General features: G+C 35.4%; 15 protein-coding genes and 1 pseudogene. All 16 read left to right on the top strand.

From position 1 onward, the window contains the following. The first annotated feature begins 57 nt into the window (after window positions 1-57). The 16 genes and pseudogenes from CLOCL_RS14400 (at window position 58) to CLOCL_RS14325 (ending at window position 23,269) form a co-directional block, all read left to right on the top strand. Window positions 58-639 (top strand): SMI1/KNR4 family protein, encoded by a 582-nt coding sequence (locus CLOCL_RS14400; protein WP_014256036.1) that lies wholly within the window; start codon window positions 58-60, stop codon window positions 637-639. A gap of 23 nt (window positions 640-662) precedes the next feature. Continuing rightward, window positions 663-1,014 (top strand): annotated as a pseudogene (locus CLOCL_RS14395) (DUF4180 domain-containing protein). A gap of 84 nt (window positions 1,015-1,098) precedes the next feature. Beyond that, complete coding sequence (locus CLOCL_RS21185; protein ID WP_014256035.1) at window positions 1,099-1,731, top strand: class I SAM-dependent methyltransferase; 633 nt, start codon at window positions 1,099-1,101, stop codon at window positions 1,729-1,731. Window positions 1,732-2,098: 367 nt separating this feature from the next. Next, a complete protein-coding gene (locus tag CLOCL_RS14385) occupies window positions 2,099-3,430 on the top strand; it encodes a serine hydroxymethyltransferase (RefSeq protein ID WP_014256034.1) in 1,332 nt (443 codons plus the stop codon). Between the two features lie 252 nt (window positions 3,431-3,682). After that, window positions 3,683-4,330: a LysE family transporter gene (locus CLOCL_RS14380; protein ID WP_014256033.1), complete on the top strand. Its 648-nt coding sequence runs from the start codon at window positions 3,683-3,685 to the stop codon at window positions 4,328-4,330. A gap of 737 nt (window positions 4,331-5,067) precedes the next feature. Beyond that, window positions 5,068-5,934 carry an HNH endonuclease gene (locus CLOCL_RS14375; protein WP_014256032.1) on the top strand — a complete coding sequence of 289 codons (867 nt, stop codon included), beginning with the start codon at window positions 5,068-5,070 and terminating at the stop codon, window positions 5,932-5,934. A 130-nt stretch (window positions 5,935-6,064) separates the two neighbouring features. Then, window positions 6,065-6,670, top strand: coding sequence for a DUF1819 family protein (locus CLOCL_RS14370; RefSeq protein WP_014256031.1), 606 nt, complete (start codon window positions 6,065-6,067; stop codon window positions 6,668-6,670). Beyond that, window positions 6,671-7,255: a DUF1788 domain-containing protein gene (locus CLOCL_RS14365; RefSeq protein WP_014256030.1), complete on the top strand. Its 585-nt coding sequence runs from the start codon at window positions 6,671-6,673 to the stop codon at window positions 7,253-7,255. 36 nt (window positions 7,256-7,291) lie between these two features. Beyond that, complete coding sequence (gene brxC / locus CLOCL_RS14360; protein ID WP_014256029.1) at window positions 7,292-10,852, top strand: BREX system P-loop protein BrxC; 3,561 nt, start codon at window positions 7,292-7,294, stop codon at window positions 10,850-10,852. 12 nt (window positions 10,853-10,864) lie between these two features. Beyond that, on the top strand, window positions 10,865-14,527 hold the full coding sequence (gene pglX / locus CLOCL_RS14355; RefSeq protein WP_014256028.1) for a BREX-1 system adenine-specific DNA-methyltransferase PglX: 3,663 nt from the start codon (window positions 10,865-10,867) through the stop codon (window positions 14,525-14,527). A gap of 17 nt (window positions 14,528-14,544) precedes the next feature. Beyond that, window positions 14,545-15,705, top strand: a complete 1,161-nt coding sequence (locus CLOCL_RS14350; protein ID WP_014256027.1) for an RNA-binding domain-containing protein — start codon at window positions 14,545-14,547, stop codon at window positions 15,703-15,705. Between the two features lie 55 nt (window positions 15,706-15,760). Continuing rightward, the gene (pglZ, locus tag CLOCL_RS14345) at window positions 15,761-18,319 is read left to right on the top strand and encodes a BREX-1 system phosphatase PglZ type A (RefSeq protein WP_014256026.1); all 2,559 of its coding nucleotides are present in this window, start codon (window positions 15,761-15,763) and stop codon (window positions 18,317-18,319) included. 12 nt (window positions 18,320-18,331) lie between these two features. Beyond that, window positions 18,332-20,362 (top strand): protease Lon-related BREX system protein BrxL, encoded by a 2,031-nt coding sequence (brxL, locus tag CLOCL_RS14340; RefSeq protein ID WP_014256025.1) that lies wholly within the window; start codon window positions 18,332-18,334, stop codon window positions 20,360-20,362. Window positions 20,363-20,910: 548 nt separating this feature from the next. Then, the gene (locus CLOCL_RS23275; protein ID WP_014256024.1) at window positions 20,911-21,162 is read left to right on the top strand and encodes a hypothetical protein; all 252 of its coding nucleotides are present in this window, start codon (window positions 20,911-20,913) and stop codon (window positions 21,160-21,162) included. Window positions 21,163-21,565: 403 nt separating this feature from the next. Continuing rightward, complete coding sequence (locus CLOCL_RS14330) at window positions 21,566-22,402, top strand: DUF1848 domain-containing protein (protein WP_014256023.1); 837 nt, start codon at window positions 21,566-21,568, stop codon at window positions 22,400-22,402. Window positions 22,403-22,513: 111 nt separating this feature from the next. Next, window positions 22,514-23,269 (top strand): gluzincin family metallopeptidase, encoded by a 756-nt coding sequence (locus tag CLOCL_RS14325; RefSeq protein WP_014256022.1) that lies wholly within the window; start codon window positions 22,514-22,516, stop codon window positions 23,267-23,269. Window positions 23,270-23,442: the final 173 nt, after the last annotated feature.

Here is a 23,442-nt window from a genome sequence, read left to right as displayed (position 1 = left end):
CAGTTGCTGTAACTGCAGCAAAAGAAAGTTTTGATTTGGTTTTGGAAGGATTTCTGTATGAAAGTCAAAGACTTTATTAATGAGATTAACAGCATATATCCCGATATAGATAAGAATGAAGTGGCATCGGATGTCTTAATAAGCGAAAAAGAAAAGAGTTTAGGATATAAACTGCCGAAATCTTTTAAAACTTTTTTGAAGGAATTTTCAAATGGCATAATGTTATTGGATGCAGAGCCTATAGGAGGAGTCGGAGAAGACGATGATTCTCCTTGCGGGTCGATTTTTTTAGCTTCTTCTCAAATAAAGAAAAGTATTATCAACATAATTCCGACAAAAGAAACAATAACTCCTGATAAGCTAATTGCATTTTCACTGTATGATGCCATGGATTCGGCAAACAATTTCTGGGTATTTATCTGCGATAAGGAATATACTGATAATGAATATAGGGTTGGGTTGATCAGTCAATATACAGAAGATATTGTTGTAGTGTTAGATAGTTTTGAAGAATGGCTTACAGTGTTTTGGAATGCAAATAAGGATTCTGATGATGCAGTATCGGTATTTCATTCAATGTATAAAACCTGGGAAGAAAGAGAAGATTTATTAAGACCGGATTGGAGAAATCAGGATTAGGTTTTTGGTATGGATATGGATTTATGAATATAAATGTTGTGGAAGAGAACAATGTTAAAATCGCTGTTGTAAAAAGTAGCGATGTATTGATAACTGATGTGCAATCGGCACTGAATTTTATAGCGACTGTAGGGTTTGAAACAGGTTGTACGCGTATAATTTTGAATAAGTCGGCAATTTGCAATAATTTTTTGACTTGAGCACGAGACTTGCAGGAGAAATATTGCAAAAGTTTATTAATTATAATACTAAATAGCCATTGTAGGGGACTTTTCCGTTTATACAAGTAAGAGTTTAAAGGATTTTATTTACGAGTGTAATAAAGGAAAAGATATATTTTTCTTGCCTGATGAAAAACAGGCAATAGAAGACTAAGTAGGGTTTAGTTCTGTTGATGTACGTCATTAATAAAATGCAATAATCGATAAGCGTTTTTAATTACGTATTAGGGAGGCCTGCATGAATAGCGATAGGAGCATTGATGCCTATAAAAGATTTTATGAAGATATCAATTTCGACAGAGCAGGGTTGTTTGAAATATTAAAAAAGGAATATGGCTGCAATACGGTTTTATATCCGGGTTGTTCTATACATATAACACCTTCTTTTTATTTCCAGCATGTAGTATATGTGGACATTAGCAAAACAGCCAAGGATTTCTTTGATGATATTCATAACATTTTAAACTATATAAACAACATTAAAAAATATAAGCAGACTGCTTATGTTCAGTTTATTCATGCAGATTATACAAAACCGCTCCTGTTAAGAGAAGAGAATTATGATTTACTGGTTGCACTATATGCCGGAGAGATTATTAAGTCGTGTAAGAAATATGTCAAGCCCGGTGGCATTATACTAACCAATAATCACCAAAAGGATGCAGAAGAGTCATTAAAGGATCCATCAATTACTTTGGATGGATTGATTTATAAAAAAGGAAAGAAATATTTGATAGAGAAAAATAACGTTGGTGATTTTAAAGATATATTTAAAAAATACGGTAATACAAAAAAAGATATGAAAAATTCCGCTAATGGATTGGAGTATGTAGATAATCAATGTTACTTTGTATTAAGGAAGAGTAAGTAGGATTATTATGCTATAAAAGCCTTCAGTTAAAAGACTATTTTATTTTTTTATCGCAAATTGCGGTATTAAATTGGCAAGATAAGCTCCATGAAAAACAAATATATGGAGAAGAAAGGATATTTACTAAGTGCTGGATTTAATGTGAAAAGCTCGGATCATAGAGACTAATAAAACTGTTATTTCAATAAACTACGAAACTGATACCGGACAATACGGAAACATGCTGAGGGAATGGTTTTACTGAGTTGACATTGGGAAAAAATGTGTTAATATTGTATAGTGTATACTAAATGGATAAATTTAAAAGTGAAAAGATAAAATCATTAAACAAAAATTAAAAATAAATTAAAGAGAAGGAAATGTTGATATGAAAAACAGAGAACTATTTTCCCAAATAAACCAAGTAATTGCTTCTAAAGATTCTGAGGTGGCTGAACTTATTTCAGCAGAGAGTTATCGGCAAAGAAGTACAATTTGCCTTATCCCTTCAGAAAACTATGTTTCTGCCGAGGTGGCTTTGGCGTTGGCTTCACCTTTTACAAACAAGTATTCTGAAGGATATCCGCATGTTTGGAAGGAAGGCAACTTAATCGACAAAAACGGAAGGTATTATCAGGGACAGGAAAATGCCAATAAACTTGAGAAATTGGCTATTCAGAGAGCTCTTGAGTTGTTTACGGATAATCCGTCAGCTTATCATGCCAATGTGCAGGCAATCAGTGGAGCACCTGCCAACCTTGCAGTGATAGGAGCTTTCCTGAAACCGGGAGACACATTAATGGGACTTGCTCTTGATTACGGAGGACACTTGACTCATGGACATAAAGTTAGTGTAACAAGTCATTATTACAATGCCGTTCACTATACACTGAATGAAGAAGGAAAACTGGATTATGACGAAATTGAAAGACTGGCGGAAGAGTATAAGCCAAAACTTATAATTTCAGGAGCAACAGCTTACCCGTTGAAAATTGATTTTGAGCGTTTTGGCAGAATTGCAAAAAAGGTGGGTGCAATTTTATTAGCAGATATTTCTCATATTGCCGGTCTGTGTGTGACTGGGGAACATCCGCATCCTTTTCCGCATGCAGATGTAATTACTTCTACCACGCACAAAATACTTAGAGGACCGAGGGCAGGTGTAATTGTATGTAAAAAAGAATATGGTCCCCAAGTTGACAAAGCTTTATTCCCTGCATTGCAGGGCGGACCTCATATGAACACAATTGCAGCAATGGCTGTTGCATTTAAGGAAGCAATGTCTGAGGAATATAAAGCATATGCGAAACAAGTTGTGAAAAATGCAAAAGTATTGTCTGAGAAGCTGAAAGAATATAAATTTAAGCTGATTTCAGGGGGCACTGAAAATCATTTGATTCTTATAGATGTGGTGAATAATGAAAACGGTGTTACTGTAAAAAATGCAAGTTGGTTTGCTGAGAGGTTAGAATTGGCTGGAATTGTAACTAATAAAAATACAGTTCCGGGAGATGCCAAACCATGGAATCCATCAGGAATTAGAATGGGAACACCTGCAGTTACTACTTTAGGTATGAAAGAGAAGGAAATGGAAAAAATAGCCGAATTGATATGGTTAACTGCAAAGCATGCAGAAGATGATTCAAAAATAGCTGAGATAAGATCTGAAGTGGAATTGTTGGTAAGCAAGTTTACAGAAGATAGTAATTTCATTATATAAATTCCGATTTAATAGGATAATAAGTGAGATAAATGTGGTTGCCGGGGAATCGAGATTTTTCATGGCAGCCACATTTTGTCATGTTTGTTTTTTATTCATTGTTACTTAGGCAATCTGAGAATTTAGCATTACCCATCTTGTTTCATTTCAAATGGAATTATGTTATAGTAGAGTCGCATATATTTATTTGCACAAATACGGGATTATAGAGAATTAATAATGAAATACTGTGATTTAGAGAGGTTTGTATAAATGTTTTTGTGGGGAATATTTATCAGCGCTTTTATAATAGGCTTTTCAGGTGCATTGATGCCTGGTCCGATGCTTGGGATTACGATTAACGGCAGCCTAAAAAAAGGGTGGAAAGCAGGACCTTTGATAGTTTTGGGGCATGGAATACTGGAAATTATATTGGTTATTACCATGACTTTCGGGCTTAAAGATTTATTCGCTAATAAGACGGTTGCAGGAGTTATCGGATTAATTGGCGGTGCTTTTCTTGCATGGATGGGGTATGGTATGATAAAATCCGGTATCGGCAAATCCGTTTCTTTGGAGAGCCAAAGGACGGATAACGGAACCGAAATGGGCAATCTTGTTTTGACAGGAATAATTGTGTGTGCCACCAATCCGTATTTTATTCTGTGGTGGGCATCGACAGGTGTGGAATCGGTACGTCAGTCTTATGTGTTTGGACTGTTTGGTGTTTTGGTCTTTTTCATAGGACACATATTATCGGATTTTGTATGGTATTCGGCTATTTCCATCGCCTTTTCCGGCGGCAAAAAATTAATAAGCGATACCATATATAGCTGGATTGTTATATTGTTGGGCTTATTTCTTGTAGCGTTTTCCATATATTTTATAGGCAGTGGCTGGAAGATGCTGTTAGGTATGTAGATTGAATTATTATTTATGTAGGTTGAACTATTATTTATTATGAAATAAATCTTATAATTCATTCAAAAACTTACGATTATATTTACATTGTGTAAACTGAATTCCGTTTTTCATGAATTAATTAAATCAAATTTTTTTGCAAATTCAATCTTAGATAATAAAGATATTAAGTTTGAAAATTATAGTTTATTAAATGCAGAATATAAAGGAATATCACTTGATTTATTGAAAAAGTCCTCAGTCACCGATTGAACTTTTAAAGAGCAATGAAATTTATACAAAGCAAAAGGGATTTAAATAACGATTCAAATATCTAAAAAGAAATCTTAAAAAATTCAAGAGATAAAATCTGCCCTAAAATGGATTAAACAGGATTTGGAGTATAGAGTAATTAGCAGGATAATTCTGATAAAAAGCTTAAAGATATTATCGAACAATAAGGGCAAAGCAAAAAGAATTATAAGACAGCCACTGAATAAATTACTTGTGGTTAAAGAGGTAGCAAGACCCGTTGCAATATGTGGTGAGAAATCTATAAGGTCTTATTTTTAAAAGATGATTTAAATAAGGTGATAAAAAAGGTAAAATATTACTGAAATAATGGCTGTCAATCAATCGGAATTTTGGCAAATAGGGAAAAAGAATGTAGAAATATTTATTCTGCTCTTTGAAAGCTATGGGATACGGCAGAATTATATATAATCGTATATATTTTAGGAAACATAAAGGATGATAGTATGATTGAGGTCAATAACTATGTATATAAAAAAGAAGTAGATTGGTCTCTGTTACATCAGGGGTTAACGATTCCACTGGATATACAGGTGGTTTTTCAAAATGCTATAAATGAGTTTTTGCCAAAAGGAAGTTCAAAAGATATTTATTTGGTATTAGAAGGAAAAACTTATAAAGCAAAACTTATAAACCAGAAATTTAATGAAGAAAAGTATACCAACAGAAAAAGTATATTACAAATCAGGTATAACACTCAAAGTGAAATAGCGGAAAGATTTAGAGATATTTTTATCGTAAGTTACAGGTATATATTAGAACAGAGAAACAACATATCTGAAAATAAACGAAAGCATATAAAAATTCCTGATGAACAAAGGGAATACCTTGCTATTTATACAACAGAGTATCTGGATACATATCTGCTTGAATGCATTACACAGGAAGATATGAGAATAATAAAAGAAGCAATGGTTCGTGAAGATGAACGGGAATATGAAGCCAGTATTAATTATAGCATTATTGATCCATTTGCCACAATCACTACTATGAATCAATTGGTGAAAATTCGGAAACTTAACAGAGCAATAGGAGAAAACCTGAAACTTCTTTATAATTTCTGCTGTCAAATATGTGGAAAAAATATTAGCAAAAAATACGGAGTAGATATTGTAGAAACTCACCATATAGATCCTTTTGTTGAATCTCTTAACAATAATGCAGAAAATCAGATTATTGTTTGTCCAAATCATCATAGAACTATCCATAAAGCAAGACCTATTTTTGACAGAAGAAAACTAATTTATATTTATAGTAATGGAATAGAAGAAAGAATAATATTAGATAAGCATTTGAGTAAAACGAAGAATTGAGTGCTTGTCTTATTTTTTATTATTTCATAATTATAATTTTTCTGCATTATTTAATCATAACCCTATACAATGGCAAATCAAAAATATATAATTATAATATCGAAAAAGTGGACCGGAAAGAAGGAAAAATATGTCATTTAAGTGGGAATATATATCTACATTAAAATCAAAATCATTCTTGTACAAAGAGACGAAAAAAGTCGCGGGGCTTATAAATCAAGGATTTAACGAATTTGAAATAAAAAATAAGGCAAAAAAGGATAATATTTTTCAGGTAAATACAGAAGCCAGAAGAAGCGAAATTGCGTCAACCGTGCTTAAAAGGTTAAAGGTTCTTGATGATTTCTTTATTGAAAAGATTGTAAACGGAGATATAGAAACCGGCAAGCAGATAGTTGTCTATTCCATCATGAAAACCGACAGATTGTTTTTTGAATTTATGCATGAAGTCTTTAGGGAAAAGATGTTGTTTAAGGATTTTATTTTGTATGACAAGGATTTTAATATATTTTTCAACAGAAAAAAAGAGCAAAGTGAAAAAGTGGCTTCATGGAGTGATTCTACTTTTTGTAAATTAAAGCAGGTATATATCCGTATCCTGTTTGAGTCTGGTCTTCTTAAAGGTCAAAGAAGGAAACGAGAAGTTGTCAGACCAATAATTGAGGAAGAAGTTGTTCAGCATCTGAAAGAGATTGGTGATTCAAAATACCTTAATGCATTGATAGGAGAGGTGTAAGTGAAAACTATTAACCAGAGACTGGATGAAATTATCCTAAGGATTACAAAAGAAAACTTTAGAAAAAATACAGGTCTTGGTAATGAGATAGGATACTATATATTTGATTATGAACCAAGGTATGAAATGCTTGTGAGGGAGCATGTACAATTTTTGAAGCAGAAAATTAACGAAGGGGATTATGGTTATAATATAAAGGAATTTGACTTGTACGAAATAATGCTGGAGATCCTTGAAAGCAAAGGCTATCTTGAAAAAAACTTTAAAATGGAACAGGTAAAGGGCAGTGAATTTGTATTTAATGCCACGAGAAAGGCATTGAGAATTACCGAAAAAGATGATCTTATTATCCATTATATAAAGGAAAGAGTAGAAAAAGATGATATAGTGTTTATAACCGGTGTGGGAAAGGTATGGCCGATTATCCGCTCCCATACGGTGTTGAACAATCTTCACCAGGTTTTGGACGAAGTACCTGTAATAATGTTTTTCCCGGGAATATATGATGGGCTTGAACTGGTGCTTTTTGAAGAGATTAAGGACGATAATTATTACAGAGCGTTTAGATTAGTGGATAGATATTAAGGGAAAATTAAGCTTATGACAAGGGAGGAATTAAACATGTTCATAAAGGATATGTTTAAAAAGCCGATTGACAGAGACATCAAGGGTGTAATCAAAGTGGGTCAGGATGATGATAGCAATGTGAAACAGGAACTTGATGAGTATGTAGTTACGAGGGAATTGTCAAAGCATTTTGACAGTTTCTTTGAGGCATATAGAAAAGGGATAGCAGGTACTACCGATAAAATGGGAGTCTGGATTTCCGGGTTCTTTGGAAGCGGTAAATCCCATTTCCTGAAAATACTTTCTTATCTTCTCGAAAACAGGGAAGTTGAAGGAAAGAGAGCCATTGAATATTTCAATGATAAAATACAGGATAGTATGGTATGGGCCAATATGAAACTGGCCGGAGACACTTCAGCCGATGTTATTCTGTTTAATATAGATTCTAAAAGTGACTCGGATTCTAAAGCCAACAAAGACTCCATTGTAAAAGTTTTTAACAAGGTATTTAATGAAATGCAGGGCTTTTGCGGGTCCATGCCCTGGATAGCGGAATTGGAAAGGCAAATGGTAGTTGACGGTGTTTATGAAGATTTCAAAAAGACGTTTAAAGATATATCGGGAAGGGAATGGACGGAGGCAAGGGAGGATTTCTACTACGAAGAGGATGCTATTGTGGAAGCACTGGCCAGGAGTACCAAGATGAGCCATGAGGCAGCACGGAATTGGTATGCAAAGGCGGAAGAGAATTATACCTTAAGTGTTGATAGGTTTGCAAAACGTGTAAGGGAATACATAGAAAGAAAAGGCAACAACCACCATGTAGTTTTTTTGGTGGACGAAATAGGGCAGTATATCGGGGATAATTCACAGTTGATGTTAAATTTGCAGACCGTGGTGGAGGACTTAGGAACGGAATGCGGCGGTAAAGCCTGGGTTATTGTTACAAGCCAACAGGATATTGATTCGGTTACAAAGGTAAAAGGAAATGATTTCTCCAAGATTCAGGGCAGGTTCAACACACGTCTTAGTCTCTCCAGTGCCAATGTGGACGAGGTAATCCGAAAGAGGATACTTTTGAAGGATGATGTGGCAAGGGATACATTGAAACTCCTCTATGAAGATAAAAGTGCCATACTTAAAAATCTTATTACCTTTTCTGCCGATACGCCGGAGAAAAAGGTATATAAGGATGGTGAGGATTTTGCCGAGTGTTATCCTTTTATTCCTTATCAATTCAATCTCCTTCAGCAGGTATTGACTTCCATAAGGATACATGGAGCTTCAGGAAAACATCTGGCAGAAGGGGAACGCTCCATGATCAGTTCCTTCCAGGAATCCGCAATAAAATATATGAACTGTGAAGAAGGAACATTAATACCCTTTTCAGCCTTTTACGATACCGTTGAAGCTTTCCTGGATTCCAATATCAGAACTGTTATCATCCATGCGCAGGAAAATGAAAATTTAAATGACTTTGATGTGGAACTTTTAAAGGTTCTATTCATGATTAAGTATGTCAAGGAGATACCTGCAAACATAGAGAATCTGGCTACCCTTATGGTAAGTCACATAGACGAGGATAAGATAGATCTTAAAAAGAAAATTGAAGATTCCTTGAGGCGACTGGTAAAGGAAACCCTTGTACAAAAGAACGGTGATCAATATATCTTTCTTACCCACGAAGAGCAGGATATCAACCGGGAGATCAAGAGCATCAGCGTGGATTTGGGAGAGGTTATACAGAAGGTTTCTGAAATAGTCTTTGAGGAAATCTACCCTGACAAGAAATATAGATATTCATCAAAGTACAACTTCAGTTTTAACCAGGTAGTGGACGACAGATTTTTCAGAGGCAATCAGGGAAATGACATAGGCCTTAAAATTATTACTCCCTACTATGATACCGGAGAGGAACTTACCGATAATGAACTGAAATTGATGTCCATGAGAGAGAACAATTTAATTGTTAAGCTTCCCAATGATACCACTTTCCTTGACGAGATGGAGGAAGTACTGAAAATTGAAACCTTCTTAAGGAGAAAAGGAGGAACTTCCCTGACTCAAAAGATTGAAGAAATTAAGGACAGAAAGAGAAGGGAACTTGTAGAACGCAAAGACAGGGTAAAAAGGCTTTTGACAGAGGCAATTGAAAATGCGGACATGTATGCCAATTCTCAAAGGCTTGAGATTAATAAAAAAGACCCGGTTGAAAAAATAAATGACGGTTTCAAGGTGCTAATAGAAGGAATTTATACAAAACTCGGATATATTAATTTTTTTACCTCTGCAAAGGATCTTTATGACATATTCAGTGATAATGAGCAGATTACATTGACCGGTGTTGAAGCACCGAACAAGCTTGCCGTTGAGGAAATGGCAGGTTACATTGAGAGAAATACGGCGAGAAATATTCCTGTTACCATGAAAACAATCCTTGGCATATATGAAAAAGCTCCTTACGGATGGCTTGAAGAGGATATAGAATGGGTGATAGGCAAGTTGTTTAAAGCCCAGGAGATAAAGCTGCAGTTAAACAGCCAGTACCTGGATGTTCAAGACCGGGATATTGTCAAGTATCTTACCAAGAGGGATTATGCCGACAGACTTCTTGTTGAAAAGAGGATAAAGGTACCTGCTCATCAAATCAGCAGTGCCAAAGAATTGTGTAAGGAGTTGTTCAATATCACTGCTGTTCCTTCTGATGAGGACGGGCTTATGAAGAAATTTAAGGAACTGGCAAAGGATGAAATTTCAAAAATCGACAAATTGCTGGTCTATTATAAACAGATTAAATATCCCGGTAAGGATATTTTAGAAGAAGGAAAGAATACCTTGGAAAAAGTTTGCAAAATACAGGATCCGAAAGAATTCTATGAAGAGCTTCAAAAAGAGAAAGATATACTGTTGGATTATGCCGATGATTCTATAGACGTTAAGAAATTTTTCGACAGCAACCAAAGAGAGTTCTTTGACAAGGCTGTTCACAAAATAAATGTATACAACAGTAACAAGACTTATGTGTTGGATAAGGAAGTTATAGATCTGGTAGAACAGATGAAAAAAATTGTGGAGAGCAGAGAGCCTTATTCCGATATTCATAAACTGCCCAGTCTTGTTGACAGGTTTGTAGTTAGATTTACTGAACTTCTTGAAGTGGAATGCAAGCCTGTAAGGCAGGTAATAGAAAATGATTACAGGAAAGTCATTGATGAGCTGAATAAGTATGAATTTAAAGACGTGCTTTATAATAAATTTAAAGGTAGATTTGACGATCTCTTGGACAGACTGGACCATGCCAATAACTTTTATGAGGCAATAGCCATGAAAGAGGAAAGTGACAGGCTTAAATTAAGATGTTTTGATGATATTTCCGCAGAAATTGCAAAAATAAAAGCACCGACACAGCCAACGGAACATCAGGACCTTGGAAGCCCGGAAATAGTGAATAATCCTCCGAAGATATACAAGAAGACTATAAATATCAGCATTGCCAACATTCTGCACGGAGCAAAAACAATTGAAAGTGAAGCGGACATAGAGAATGTTGTAAATGAAATCAAAAACAGATTGAAAAGTGAATTGAAAGACGACATAATAATAAAACTTGTTTAAGGAGGCAGCAGCATGGATAAAGCGGCAATAAAGAAGTTTGCCGTATGGGCAAGAAAAAAACTTATCGAAGATATAAAGCAAAAGGCATATGAGTTGGGAATAACAGAAAAGGAAATAAAAAAGCCTGATGTTTCTACATCCGATACAGTGATAATAGGGGACAGAAGCCTGAACAGGAAAGAAATTGAGCAAAGAAACAGTCTTGTGTCCAGGATAGAGGAAAAAGGGTTTAACAATGTAATAGAGGAAGTGGCATACACCTGGTTTAACAGGTTTATTGCCCTACGTTTCATGGAAGTAAACGGTTACCTTCCCACAGGGATAAGAGTGCTGTCATCGATTGAACCTGACAGGAAGGAACCGGATATTATTAGGGAAGCATTGAATATTGATCTGGATTTGGAAAGGGAACTGGTGTATAAACTACAGGACGACAATGATACAGAATCCCTTTACAGATACCTTCTGGTAAAGCAGTGCAATGCCTTAAACGAAATACTTCCGGGATTGTTTGAAAAGATTGACGATTATACTGAAATTTTGCTGCCTTCAAACCTTCTTGCCGAAGGGTCTGTCATAAGGCATTTGGTGGAAGATATATCCGAGGACGATTTTAGAGAACAGGTGGAAATAATCGGATGGATGTACCAGTATTATATATCGGAGAAGAAAGATGAAGTATTTGAAGGACTAAAGAAAAATATAAAGATAACTAAGGAAAATATTCCTGCAGCAACCCAGTTGTTTACTCCTGACTGGATTGTCAAGTACATGGTGGAGAACTCTTTGGGAAGACTGTGGCTGGAAGGGCATCCTGACGAAGAGCTGAAGAGCAAGTGGAAGTATTACCTGGATGAAGCGGAACAGGAACCTGAAGTTCAGAAGCAGTTGGAGGAAATACGGGCTAAGAGCAAGGACATAAGACCAGAAGATATAAAAGTGTTAGACCCTGCTATGGGTAGTGGGCATATCCTGGTGTATGCCTTTGACGTGTTATATGATATTTACAAGAGTGCTGGATATTCTGAACGAGATATTCCAAAACTTATACTTGAAAACAACCTGTACGGACTGGATATAGACGACAGAGCAGCCCAGCTTGCTTATTTTGCAGTTATGATGAAGGCAAGAAGCAAGAGCAGGAGAATATTTAGGGAAAAAATAAATGTCAATGTATGTGCCATACAGGAGAGTAACGGCTTTCCGAAGGAGGCAATGGACTACCTTGTAAATCCTGAGGAGACAGAGATAGAGAAGCGGTTACACAGGGAAGATGTAGAGTATCTGATAAATGTATTCCAGGATGCAAAGGAGTATGGTTCTATCCTTGAAGTAAAGCCTATTGATTTTGATGCAATTGAGAGAAGATTGGAAGAGATAAGGGATGGAGAAATTCAGGATTTGATTGAGTACCAATTTAAGAATATAATTATCGAGAGAATACCACCATTAATAAAACAGGCAAAAATAATGAGTCAGAAGTATAATGTTGTATGTACTAATCCACCATATATGGGGGATGACGGCATTAACTTAAAACTCTCTAAATTTCTAAAAGAAAACTATAAGGACACAAGAAGCGACTTGTTTGCAGTCTTTATAGAAAAAACTATTAAGTTTAGCACAAAAAGTTCTTATATATCAATGATAACACAAAATTCATGGATGTTTTTAAGAAGTTATGAGAAATTAAGAGGGATGATTTTAAATGGAGCAACTATTAATTCTATGGTACATTTAGGACCTAGGGCATTTGAGGAAATTGATGGTGAGGTTGTGCGAACAACTGCTTTTGTATTAAACAACAATGTTCTTAACGGCTATAAAGGTATTTATATAAGATTAGTTGATATTTATAAAAGTTTGGATAAGGAAAAAGAGTATTTCGTTTTAAAAAATAGATATAATGGTGTAAAGCAAAATAGTTTTAAAAGAATACCTGGTTCGCCAATTGCATATTGGTGTAGTGAAATGGTGGCTAATTCTTTTATAGATGGGATCATTTTGAAGAATATATCCGAACCTAAGCAAGGGCTAATTACAGGAAATAGTTCTGCATTTTTAAGAATTTGGTATGAAGTTAATATAGAAAATATTGGTTTTAAAATGAAAGATAGGGAAGAAGCGATAGTAAGCAAAAAAAAATGGTTTCCAATAAATAAAGGGGGAGAATATAGGAAATGGTATGGAAATAATGAGTATATAGTAAACTGGCAAAATGATGGTATTGAGATAAAAAATTATAAAGACGAAAAAGGAAAACTAAAATCGAGACCACAAAACATCGAATATTATTTCAAGAAAGGATTAACATGGACTAAAGTAACTTCGGCTAAATTTTCAGTGAGGTTTACTGAGGATGGATTTATCTTTAGTGAAGCAGGAATGAAGATTTTTGTTCATGATAATTTATTAGACTATATAGGTAGTTTCCTTAATTCAAATTTAGTGAATGTATTATTAGGAGCTTTATCTGAAACAATCAATTATGAGCAAGGGAATGTTGCGCGACTTCCATTAAAAATTTGTAATGATATTAATATAAATGAAAAAATAAGTCATCTTTTCAAAACTAATGTAGATATTTCACGTGTCGACTGGGATTCCTTTGAAAATTCTTGGGATTTTCGAAAGCATCCATTACTTAATTACAAGTTCAATGGCAGAACGATAGAACAAGCTTTCAATAACTGGTCAGCTTTTGCAGAAGAACAATTCAATCAACTCAAAACAAACGAAGAAGAATTAAATCGCATATTTATACAAATATATGGCTTGCAGGACGAACTTACCCCGGAAGTGGAGGATAAGGATATAACCATCAGAAAAGCTGACAGAGAACGAGATATAAAATCCTTTATCTCCTATGCAGTAGGCTGTATGTTTGGTCGATACTCCATTGATGCAGAGGGGCTTATTTATGCCGGTGGAGACTTTAAGGACAAGTGGAAAAATGAGGACGGTCAATGGAAAGTACGAAAGACAGTGAAAGATGATAATGGCAAAATTATTGAGGATACATGGGTGAATGCTACTTTTGTACCTGATTTAGACAATATTATACCTATTACCGATGATGAATATTTTGAGGATGATATATTAAGTAGGTTTGTTGAGTTCCTTAAAGTAACCTTTGGAGAAGAAACTTTGGAAGAGAACTTGGATTATATTGCCGATACTATAGGCAGAAGGACTACTGAAACGGCAAGACAGACTATTAGAAGGTACTTTCTTAAGGAATTTTATAAAGACCATGTGCAGGTATACCAGAAAAGACCTATATACTGGCTTTTTGATTCCGGTAAAGAGGATGGCTTTAAAGCTCTTATATATATGCACCGGTATGATGAGTTAACAGTGGCAAGGGTGAGAACCGACTACTTGCATAAGTTGCAGAAATCCTATGAGGCAGAGGTTAAGAGAATGGATATTATTATAGATTCCAATGCTTCTCAAAGAGAAAAAGCCAATGCAAGAAAGAAAAGGGAAAAGATACTGAAGCAGATGGAAGAATGTCTACAGTATGACCAGGTAATTGCCCATGTTGCAAACCAGAGAATAAAAATTGACCTGGATGACGGAGTAAAGGTAAACTATGCTAAGTTCCAGGGAATTGAGGTGCCACAGGGAGAAGGCAGGAAGCCATTGAAAGCGGACTTGTTGGCGAAAATATAATTAGCAGGAGGTGCAACATGAACATAGATGAAATTAAGAAAATAATTAAGGATGGAGAAAATTCATATATTGAATTTAAAGAAGAAAATATAAGAGCAAAAGAATTAGCCGAAGAGATTGTTGCTTTTTCTAATTCAGAAGGAGGCATTATTCTAATTGGAGTTGATGATGAAGGAAATATTAAAGGGGTAAGCGACGATAAAATAGAAGAAACCGTGATGAATATTTGCAGAAGCAGTTGTATTCCTCATATTGTACCTTTCTGTGAAATTGTTGAAATTGAGGGGAAAAAAATTGCAGTTATTTCTGTGCCTAAGGGACAAAACAAACCCTATTATACTGTTGACCATAAATATTATATTCGTGTAGGGACTACAAAGAGAATTGCATCAAAAGAAGAGTTGCTACGGCTATTTGAAGCAAGTGGAAGTCTTCATTTTGATATTTCACCTGTTGAAGGAACATCAATGAAAGATTTAAACCTTGATATTATCAGGGATTATTTTATGAAGTATAATACATTTGATTTGTTTGAGGAGTCTAGCGAATCTGTTGAAAGAATACTTGTAAATGCAGACATTTTAAAGGAAGTTGACGGACGGAAGCTTTGTACTGTGGGAGGATTGCTGATATTCGGTAAGAATCCTGAAAAGCATCTTCCGCAGAACGGTGTAAGCTTTGCCCATTTTAATGGCAATGAAATTTCCGATGAATTGATCGATAAAAAAATAATAATCGGAAGAATTCAGGATGTTGCAGAACAGCTAATGGTTGTTTTAAAAAATAATATGCTTGTTCCATCGGTGATAGATGGTTTAAAGAGGAAAGAAAAAGAAGAATATCCGATGCTTGTTATTAGAGAGGCCGTCGTAAATTCCCTTGTACATAGAAATTACAGCATAAGTGGTTCTAAAATAAGGGTGTTAATGTATAACGACCGAATTGAGTTCAGAAGCCCGGGACGGCTTCCAAATACAGTTACAATAGAAAAAATGAAAATAGGTGTATCCTATGCCCGAAATCCCTTTCTAGTTAAGTACATGGAAAATATGAGATATATTGATCAACTGGGAAGAGGGATACCTATGATACTGAAGAAAATGAAAGAAGCAGGAGCCAAAGAGCCGTTACTTATGGAGCAGGGTGAAGAATTTGTTTTAATAATATATAAGGCATAAATAGGTTTATATATAAAATTTATAGTGTGCAAAACTGTTAAAAAGGTGATATTTGATGGATTTAAAACAGATAAAAACATTGCTTGAAGATGCTTTTAATAAAGAATTAACTGACGGGAAAAAACGTCATATTGTTTTTTGGTATGATGATGACGGAGAGTTCAAAGAAGATATTGATTCCCTGGAACTTGAAAATGCCAAAATACTTACATTGAGTGACAATAATATTTTTTTTGTTAAATACCAATTGGAAAAAGCAGATACCCAATCCAATTACCTTATTTATGCACCTTTTGGGAAGCCAAGCTCAAGGGAAAACTATTTGCTGGATGTGCTAAAATACAGTATGGAATTTTCCACCGATAAGGCAACTGTTATCATGAGGGATTTGAATGTCTCAGAGGATAGCTTAAAGAGCACCTTCAGAAAGTATATAAAATTCTTCAACAACAAAGACAGGTATAAAATTTTCAAAAGTTATGAAATAGAGAATTACACCGAAGAAATAATTGATGTGGCTGTACTGTCAGCATTGTGCCGGCTGCCTTATCCGGATTTTGACGAAGTCTTGAGAGTTCTTTTGATGGAAGAGGACTTTAAGAGCAACAAGTATCTGGAAGCTATAGAGAAGTTCGGAAGGACGGACGTACTGTGGAAACTTGCAGACAAGTATTACGGATATACCGATCATGAACCGGATCTTGAGAAATTGGCCATATTATTGCTGGTTACCAATGTTTCATATTCCTTAAGCGGTGATATACCTGAAAACTGGAGGAAATACATTTCTTCCAAAAAGGCTGACTGCGTGGTGTTCTTGAGCAATTTTATGAACCACTCCCTTTACTCGGAAAGCTATGACAGATTGGCAAACAATATTGAAGAGAAGCTAAAATTAAGTGAATACATTAAAAACTGGGAAGTGGAAGATTATATACGATGTGACACTTTCAAAGTTTTTGATGAGACGATTGTAAAAAAGCTTAAGGAGCAACTGGTCGCTGATATTGGGGAATTTGAAAAATATAGGGATATTATTCAGGAAAGAAGGACAAAACATTGGTATAATTTATATAAATACGAATATGAGTGTATTTACTGGGCCATTGACCTGTTTGACTTTTGGAAAAGGACAGGCAGTGAAATAAAACAGTATTCTCCGTTGGAGTTCATGGAAAAGTATTCGAAGGAGTATTATAAAATAGATACTGCTTACAGAAAGTTTTATGTATCCTTTGATCGCTTGAGTAACAAGGAACTTCTGATGGAATTAAAGGATAAAGTTGAAAATGTATATGTCAACGGTTATCTCAATACACTTTCCATAAAATGGGCTGACAGTCTCGAAACTTTAAAGGAAGACTGGAAAATCCCAGGTATGATAATGCAGAAGGATTTTTACAGCACTTATATAAAGCCTTTCAACAACCGTGGTGAGAGGGTTTTTGTCATTATTTCCGACGGACTTCGTTTTGAGGCTGCGAAGGAGTTTTGTGACTTGCTCAACAGGGAGAGAAAGGGTTCAACGGAGATTTTATATATGCAGGGAAGTATACCCTCCAATACTTCAATTGGAATGGCATCCCTTCTTCCCCACAAATCCATTTCAATAGACGAAGAATTTAAAGTATACGTGGACGACATAGATTCAAAGGGTACGGGAAACCGGAACAAAATACTGAATAATTACAGTAAGGAATCATTAGCTGTACAGTTTACCGATATTGTCGATATGAAGAGGGATGAAATGCGAAAATTTTTTAGCGGAAAAGAATTGATTTACATATACCACAATACCGTTGATGCCAGAGGCGACAATGATAAAACCGAAAGGGAAGTTTTTGATGCAGTGGAGGAAGCCTATAAAGAATTAATGGCGTTGATAAATGATCTGGTTAATAATGTTAGTGCTACAAACATTGTTGTTACTTCTGACCACGGCTTTATTTATAAGCGTGGGAATTTGACGGAAAGCGATAAAATAACCAAAGGTTCCATTGAAGATGCATATGAAAACAGAAGGTTTGTATTGAGCACCAAGCCTTTGAAACTGGAAGGTACTATGACTTTTGGAATGGAGTATTTGCTTGAACCCGGCTCAAACCTCAAATATATATCTCCTAGGGGCATAAACAGGTTTAAAGTGCAAGGCGCAGGGGCCAATTATGTGCATGGCGGTACATCCTTGCAGGAAATTCTTATTCCTGTTATCAAGTTTAAGAATGACAGAAGCAAGGATCGTAAAAATGAATTGAGAAAGGTCGATGTTAAACTCACCAGCATAACCAGGAAAATCACCAATACCATTTCTTATTTGGAGTTTTTCCAGACTGAGAAAATTGAGGATAAGCGTATTCCGCTAAGGCTTAAAGTATATTTTGTGGATGAGGATAACAACCGGATATCCAACGAAAATATAATTATTGCCGATAGTAAATCCGAAAATTATGAAGACAGGAGTTTCAGAGAAAAGTTTGTATTGAAGAACAGAAAGTATGACAAGACCAAGAAATACTATCTTGTTATGGAAGATGAGGAAGAAACAGTAGAAAAGATATACGAGCGGATACCTTTTATTATCGATATAGCCATAAGCGATGATTTCGGATTCTAAGGGGTTGAGATAATGGATGAATTAAGCAAAAAGCTGAATCAATATTTTGCAGGCAGGGTTGTAAGAAAAGATCTTACAAAAAAAATAAAAGAGGGGGCCAATGTGCCGGTATATGTCCTGGAATATCTTTTGGGTATGTATTGTGCCACTGATGATGAAGAAGGAATCCGGGAAGGTGTTGAAACGGTAAAGAGAATTTTAGCCGATAATTTTGTGCGCCCCGATGAAGCAGAGAAAGTTAAATCTAAGATAAGGGAAATAGGAAAATATACCGTTATTGACAAGGTTGGTGTAAAGCTCAATGAAAAGAAGGACGTATATGAGGCAGAGTTTTCAAATTTGGGTATTAAAGGGGTAGCTATATCCCCTACTTATGTAAAGCAATATGAAAAGCTCCTCTGTGGTGGCATATGGTGTATTATAAAAATGGATTATTACTACGACGAAGAAGCTAAAGGGACAAGCCCTTTCAATATAAGCAATTTGACACCTATACAGATGCCCAACCTTGATATGGAAGAGATTTTTAACGGAAGAAAAAATTTTACTAAGGATGAATGGATAGATGTGCTTTTGCGGTCAATAGGAATGGAACCTACCAGGTTGGAAAACCCGGTAAAGTGGCATCTATTAGCCAGGATGATACCGCTTGTGGAGAACAATTACAACCTGTGTGAATTAGGACCCAGAGGCACCGGTAAATCCCATGTGTATAAGGAAATTTCCCCGAACAGCATTCTGGTATCAGGAGGACAGACAACTGTAGCCAATTTGTTTTACAATATGGCTTCAAGGCAAATAGGTCTTGTCGGGCTTTGGGACTGTGTAGCTTTTGACGAGGTTGCAGGGATTACGTTCAAGGATAAAGACGGAATTCAGATAATGAAGGACTACATGGCTTCAGGTTCCTTCGCTCGAGGAAAGGAAGAAAAAAATGCCTCTGCCTCCATGGTGTTTGTAGGTAACATTAACCAAAGTGTTGATGTACTGCTTAAAACATCCCATCTTTTTGAGCCCTTCCCTGAAGCTATGGCAAATGACAGTGCGTTTTTTGACAGAATGCATTACTATGTTCCCGGTTGGGAGATACCGAAAATGCGTCCAGAGTTTTTTACGGACGAATACGGCTTTATTACTGATTATATATCTGAGTTTATGAGGGAGATGAGAAAGCGTTCTTTCTCCGATGCCTTGGATAAATATTTCCTACTGGGTAACAACCTTAACCAAAGGGACGTTATTGCGGTGAGAAAAACTGTCTCAGGGCTTGTAAAACTCATATATCCCAACGGTGAATTTACAAAGGATGATATTGAAGAGATACTGCGTTATGCTTTGATAGGAAGAAGACGTGTGAAGGAACAGCTAAAAAAGATTGGCGGTATGGAGTTTTATGATGTCCATTTTTCCTATATTGATAATGAAACAATGGCAGAAGAATTTGTTTCGGTTCCCGAACAGGGTGGTGGCAAAATAATCCCTGAAGGTATGGGAAAACCCGGACATCTGTATACAGTTGCCCGAGGGAAATCCGGCATAATAGGAACTTATAAGATTGAAACCCAGGTAATATCGGGCAACGGTAAATTTGAAAAAACAGGCCTTGGTTCTGACAGGGAAGCAAAAGAAAGTATAGAAACTGCTTTCAGATACTTTAGAGCTAATAGTAAAAATATAAGCGGAAGTATAAGTATTACCACGAAGGACTATTTAATGCATGTACAGGATATAAACGGGGTAGGAATGACTTCAGAACTTGCACTGGCAGCTTTTGTGGCTTTATGTTCAGGAGCGCTGGGCAAGCCGCCACAGAGTCAGTTGGTTGTATTAGGTTCACTTAGCATAGGCGGTACCATTACCAAAGTTGAGGAATTGGCAAATGTACTGCAGGTGTGTTTTGATTCGGGTGCCAAAAAAGTGTTGATTCCAATGAGTTCTGCAGTAGATATTCCGACGGTTCCTCCTGAACTATTTGCAAAGTTTCAAATTTCATTCTATCAGAGTCCGGAGGATGCGGTATTTAAGGCCTTGGGCGTAGAGTAACATGAATAATTATTATAAGTGTACAAAGAACCGTTGAAATAAGTGGATTTTATATTGTATGGAACATGAACGACTACATGGAAATGTTGAAGTTATTAGCGGAGAAGCTTTTTGAAAGTATGCTGCTCTTATTTCACATCGGATTTGTAAAAGGTTGATATAAATTAAGAAAGCTTAATTCTATGTATCTAGCTTATCAATGTATAACATAAGTTTGTGCATATGTTTAGCATATTCTCTTTTACTGTCAGCAATTGTCTGAATAAATTGAGAGAGTATGCTTTTATATTTACATAGTTACTTGTATGGATTTTGATATTGTGAGAAGGAAGTATAAAAATCTGGATTATAAGTCCGTTAGATAAAATTTGAGTAAACATTTTTATTAGAACTACGATATTTAAAATAAATCTAAAATATCAAAATAAACATATGAATTATCTAGATTTGTAAAGCAGTAAGAGAGTAATTGTTAAAATTATGGTAGATGAATTAATGATAATTTGAATTTAGAGAAATGTACATAAACTTAGTTGGAGGTGTTGGGAATGACAATAACAAAAGAATGTCTTCTAGAAGAGATATCCGAATCTTCAGAGTTTTCCAAAATATTTAAGAATTGTAGTCGTGAATTACAAGACCTGCTGATAAAATTAGTTATCGAAATTTCAAAATATTCTTGCAACAAAGAAGGTTATGTTAAGAATATGAAAGAGACTAGCATAAGATTTCAAAAAACCATATTTAATTGGGAGAAAGAGTCAGAATTATTGTATGTTAACTTTACGTCCATTACATAATAAAATTATAGTAGATATTAGGACAGATGGTAAGAATGTTTACTCTGAAACTCTTAAACTTATTAATCTTGGAAATATATATAATGGTGGATTTGAGTAGCATCGATTTATTGTTAAAAACGAAAATGAGATTGAGGAAGCAGTGAGATTGATTTCAGAGTGTTATAAGGGCTAAAGTTGAATCCAGGCATTGCAAGTAATATTGCTGCATAACCATTAGGGAAAGAGACCAAAATTCTTTCTTTTTTTTATTTTGAAAACGTTTTAAATGGTGCAGGGAGGTTGATTAGTAAGTAAAAGGTAATATATAATCAAAATAAATTGACATTTATGTGATATTTAACATAAATGTCCAATACGATAATACTTCAAGATATTAGTTTATGGAGGAATTAAAAAATCAGTGCTTGAGATAATTAGCTGCAGCAGAAGAACGGATATTCCTGCCTTTTATTATGACTGGCTCCAGGAATGTCTTAAAAATAAATATGCAGTGGTGAGAAATCCTTACAATAATTCTACATACATGGTGAACTTGTCTTGTGATAAGGTGCATTCTATTTGCCTGTGGTCTAAGTCCTTTGCCAATGTGCTTAAAGACCCAAAGTATTTGTCATTGTATAATCTGTACTTTCAGTTTACCATCACGGGATATTCCAGGTATTTGGAGCCAAAGGTCATTGACACCAATGAGGCGGTAAGGCAAATGGAACAGTTGGCTTTGAGGTATTCACCGCAGCAAATCAACTGGAGATTTGACCCCATAATTTTAAGTCTCAAAGGAGAAAAGGAACCTACGCCTGATGACTTTGTAAAAGCAAGACTTAGAATGTTTGATGCTTTGTGCAGAGACATTTCTTCTTTTGGAGTAAATCGCTGTACGATAAGCTTTCTCTGCTTATATAAAAAAGTAGAACAAAGACTTAAAAGAGCCAATTTTGATTATTCTCCACCTTCACAACACAAACAAATTGAGGTTGTAAGTCGACTAGTTGAGATTGCCGATAAATACGGGATTACCATTTATACATGCAGCAGTCCTGTTATTGAAGGAGTCCATGGAGTAAAAAAGAGCCATTGCATAGACGGAGCTTATCTTGAAGCATTATTCGGTAAAAGAGCTTCCCGTGCAAAAGATGCGGGACAGAGGAAAGAATGCGGCTGCACCCGGTCAAGGGATATCGGTGGATACAGCGGACAAAGCTGCGGGCACGGATGCCTTTATTGCTATGCAAATTAATTGAAGTGGTTTTGATTAAAAGAAAAAGCATGGATAATATAGTCTTAAGTTTTATGAAGGTAATTGTAGTGTAAAGTGTTTGATTTTTGCCCAAAAGATGGGAGGAAATTTATGAGGAAAAGAATAAAAATTTTATCGATCATTATCACTGCACTTGTGTTTTTGGCAATAATTAATTTTCTGCCTACATTCAATTTAAAAACGAGTAAAATGGTATCTATGGAGACCGATGCCTTTGTTTTATATTATGAAAAGCAAGATGAAAAAGCAGCACAGGACATGGCAGAGTTATTGGAGGAGGCATACAAAAAAATTAATTCTGACATGAATTTTAGCCGAACTGAGAAAACTAAAATATATATTTATCCCGACCAGAAAACCTTTCAGACAAAAAAGTACGGTAATATATGTAGAATTATTGGCCCCAAATGGTATATCGGAGATAATGTAAAAGATAAGGTCATTATCGTTTCACCGCTAAATCCGGGACCTGCGCATGATTATGACAGTATAGTTCAGGCAGTTGTGCATGAATATGTCCATACGGTAGTTTATCAGATAAATAAAAAGACACCTAAATTCTTAAATGAAGGATTGGCAGGTTACCTGTCAGGTAATGCAAAACCTAATTATCCATTGGGAGATGTGCCGGATATAAAGGATACAAAAATAAGCAATCCCATAAAATTTGGCAATAAAGGGCTTTATCCCTTTTCTTACACATACATTGAGTTTCTGGATAAAAATTACGGTATGAATAAAGTTATGGACTTGATAAAGAAGCCTTCAGCCTATGAAGAAATATTCGGTGTGTCTGAAGAAGAGATATACAAGCAATGGGCTCAATACGTCAGAGATAATTACTAATAAAGAATAACTGAGATTTTAGCGATTGAAAAGGTTATAATAATAGCTGCGGAATAAACAGTTTTTTTGATTATTCAAAATAAGGATACAGTTATGACAGAAGGAATTAATTTTGAATATTTCTAATCCAATTGAACGTAACAAACCGGGTAAATCAACATAGAGAATTTTAA

Origin of the sequence: Acetivibrio clariflavus DSM 19732 (assembly GCF_000237085.1) — a bacterium.
Taxonomy (GTDB): domain Bacteria; phylum Bacillota; class Clostridia; order Acetivibrionales; family Acetivibrionaceae; genus Acetivibrio; species Acetivibrio clariflavus.
Note: the sequence above shows the minus strand (reverse complement) of the source record. Positions and strands in the feature narration are given on the sequence as shown.

Coding starts and splice junctions, on each gene's coding strand:
- CLOCL_RS14400 (WP_014256036.1), top strand. CDS start 58: ATGAAAGTCAAAGACTTTATTAATGAGATTAACAGCATATATCCCGAT.
- CLOCL_RS21185 (WP_014256035.1), top strand. CDS start 1,099: ATGAATAGCGATAGGAGCATTGATGCCTATAAAAGATTTTATGAAGAT.
- CLOCL_RS14385 (WP_014256034.1), top strand. CDS start 2,099: ATGAAAAACAGAGAACTATTTTCCCAAATAAACCAAGTAATTGCTTCT.
- CLOCL_RS14380 (WP_014256033.1), top strand. CDS start 3,683: ATGTTTTTGTGGGGAATATTTATCAGCGCTTTTATAATAGGCTTTTCA.
- CLOCL_RS14375 (WP_014256032.1), top strand. CDS start 5,068: ATGATTGAGGTCAATAACTATGTATATAAAAAAGAAGTAGATTGGTCT.
- CLOCL_RS14370 (WP_014256031.1), top strand. CDS start 6,065: ATGTCATTTAAGTGGGAATATATATCTACATTAAAATCAAAATCATTC.
- brxC (WP_014256029.1), top strand. CDS start 7,292: ATGTTCATAAAGGATATGTTTAAAAAGCCGATTGACAGAGACATCAAG.
- pglX (WP_014256028.1), top strand. CDS start 10,865: ATGGATAAAGCGGCAATAAAGAAGTTTGCCGTATGGGCAAGAAAAAAA.
- CLOCL_RS14350 (WP_014256027.1), top strand. CDS start 14,545: ATGAACATAGATGAAATTAAGAAAATAATTAAGGATGGAGAAAATTCA.
- pglZ (WP_014256026.1), top strand. CDS start 15,761: ATGGATTTAAAACAGATAAAAACATTGCTTGAAGATGCTTTTAATAAA.
- brxL (WP_014256025.1), top strand. CDS start 18,332: ATGGATGAATTAAGCAAAAAGCTGAATCAATATTTTGCAGGCAGGGTT.
- CLOCL_RS23275 (WP_014256024.1), top strand. CDS start 20,911: ATGACAATAACAAAAGAATGTCTTCTAGAAGAGATATCCGAATCTTCA.
- CLOCL_RS14325 (WP_014256022.1), top strand. CDS start 22,514: ATGAGGAAAAGAATAAAAATTTTATCGATCATTATCACTGCACTTGTG.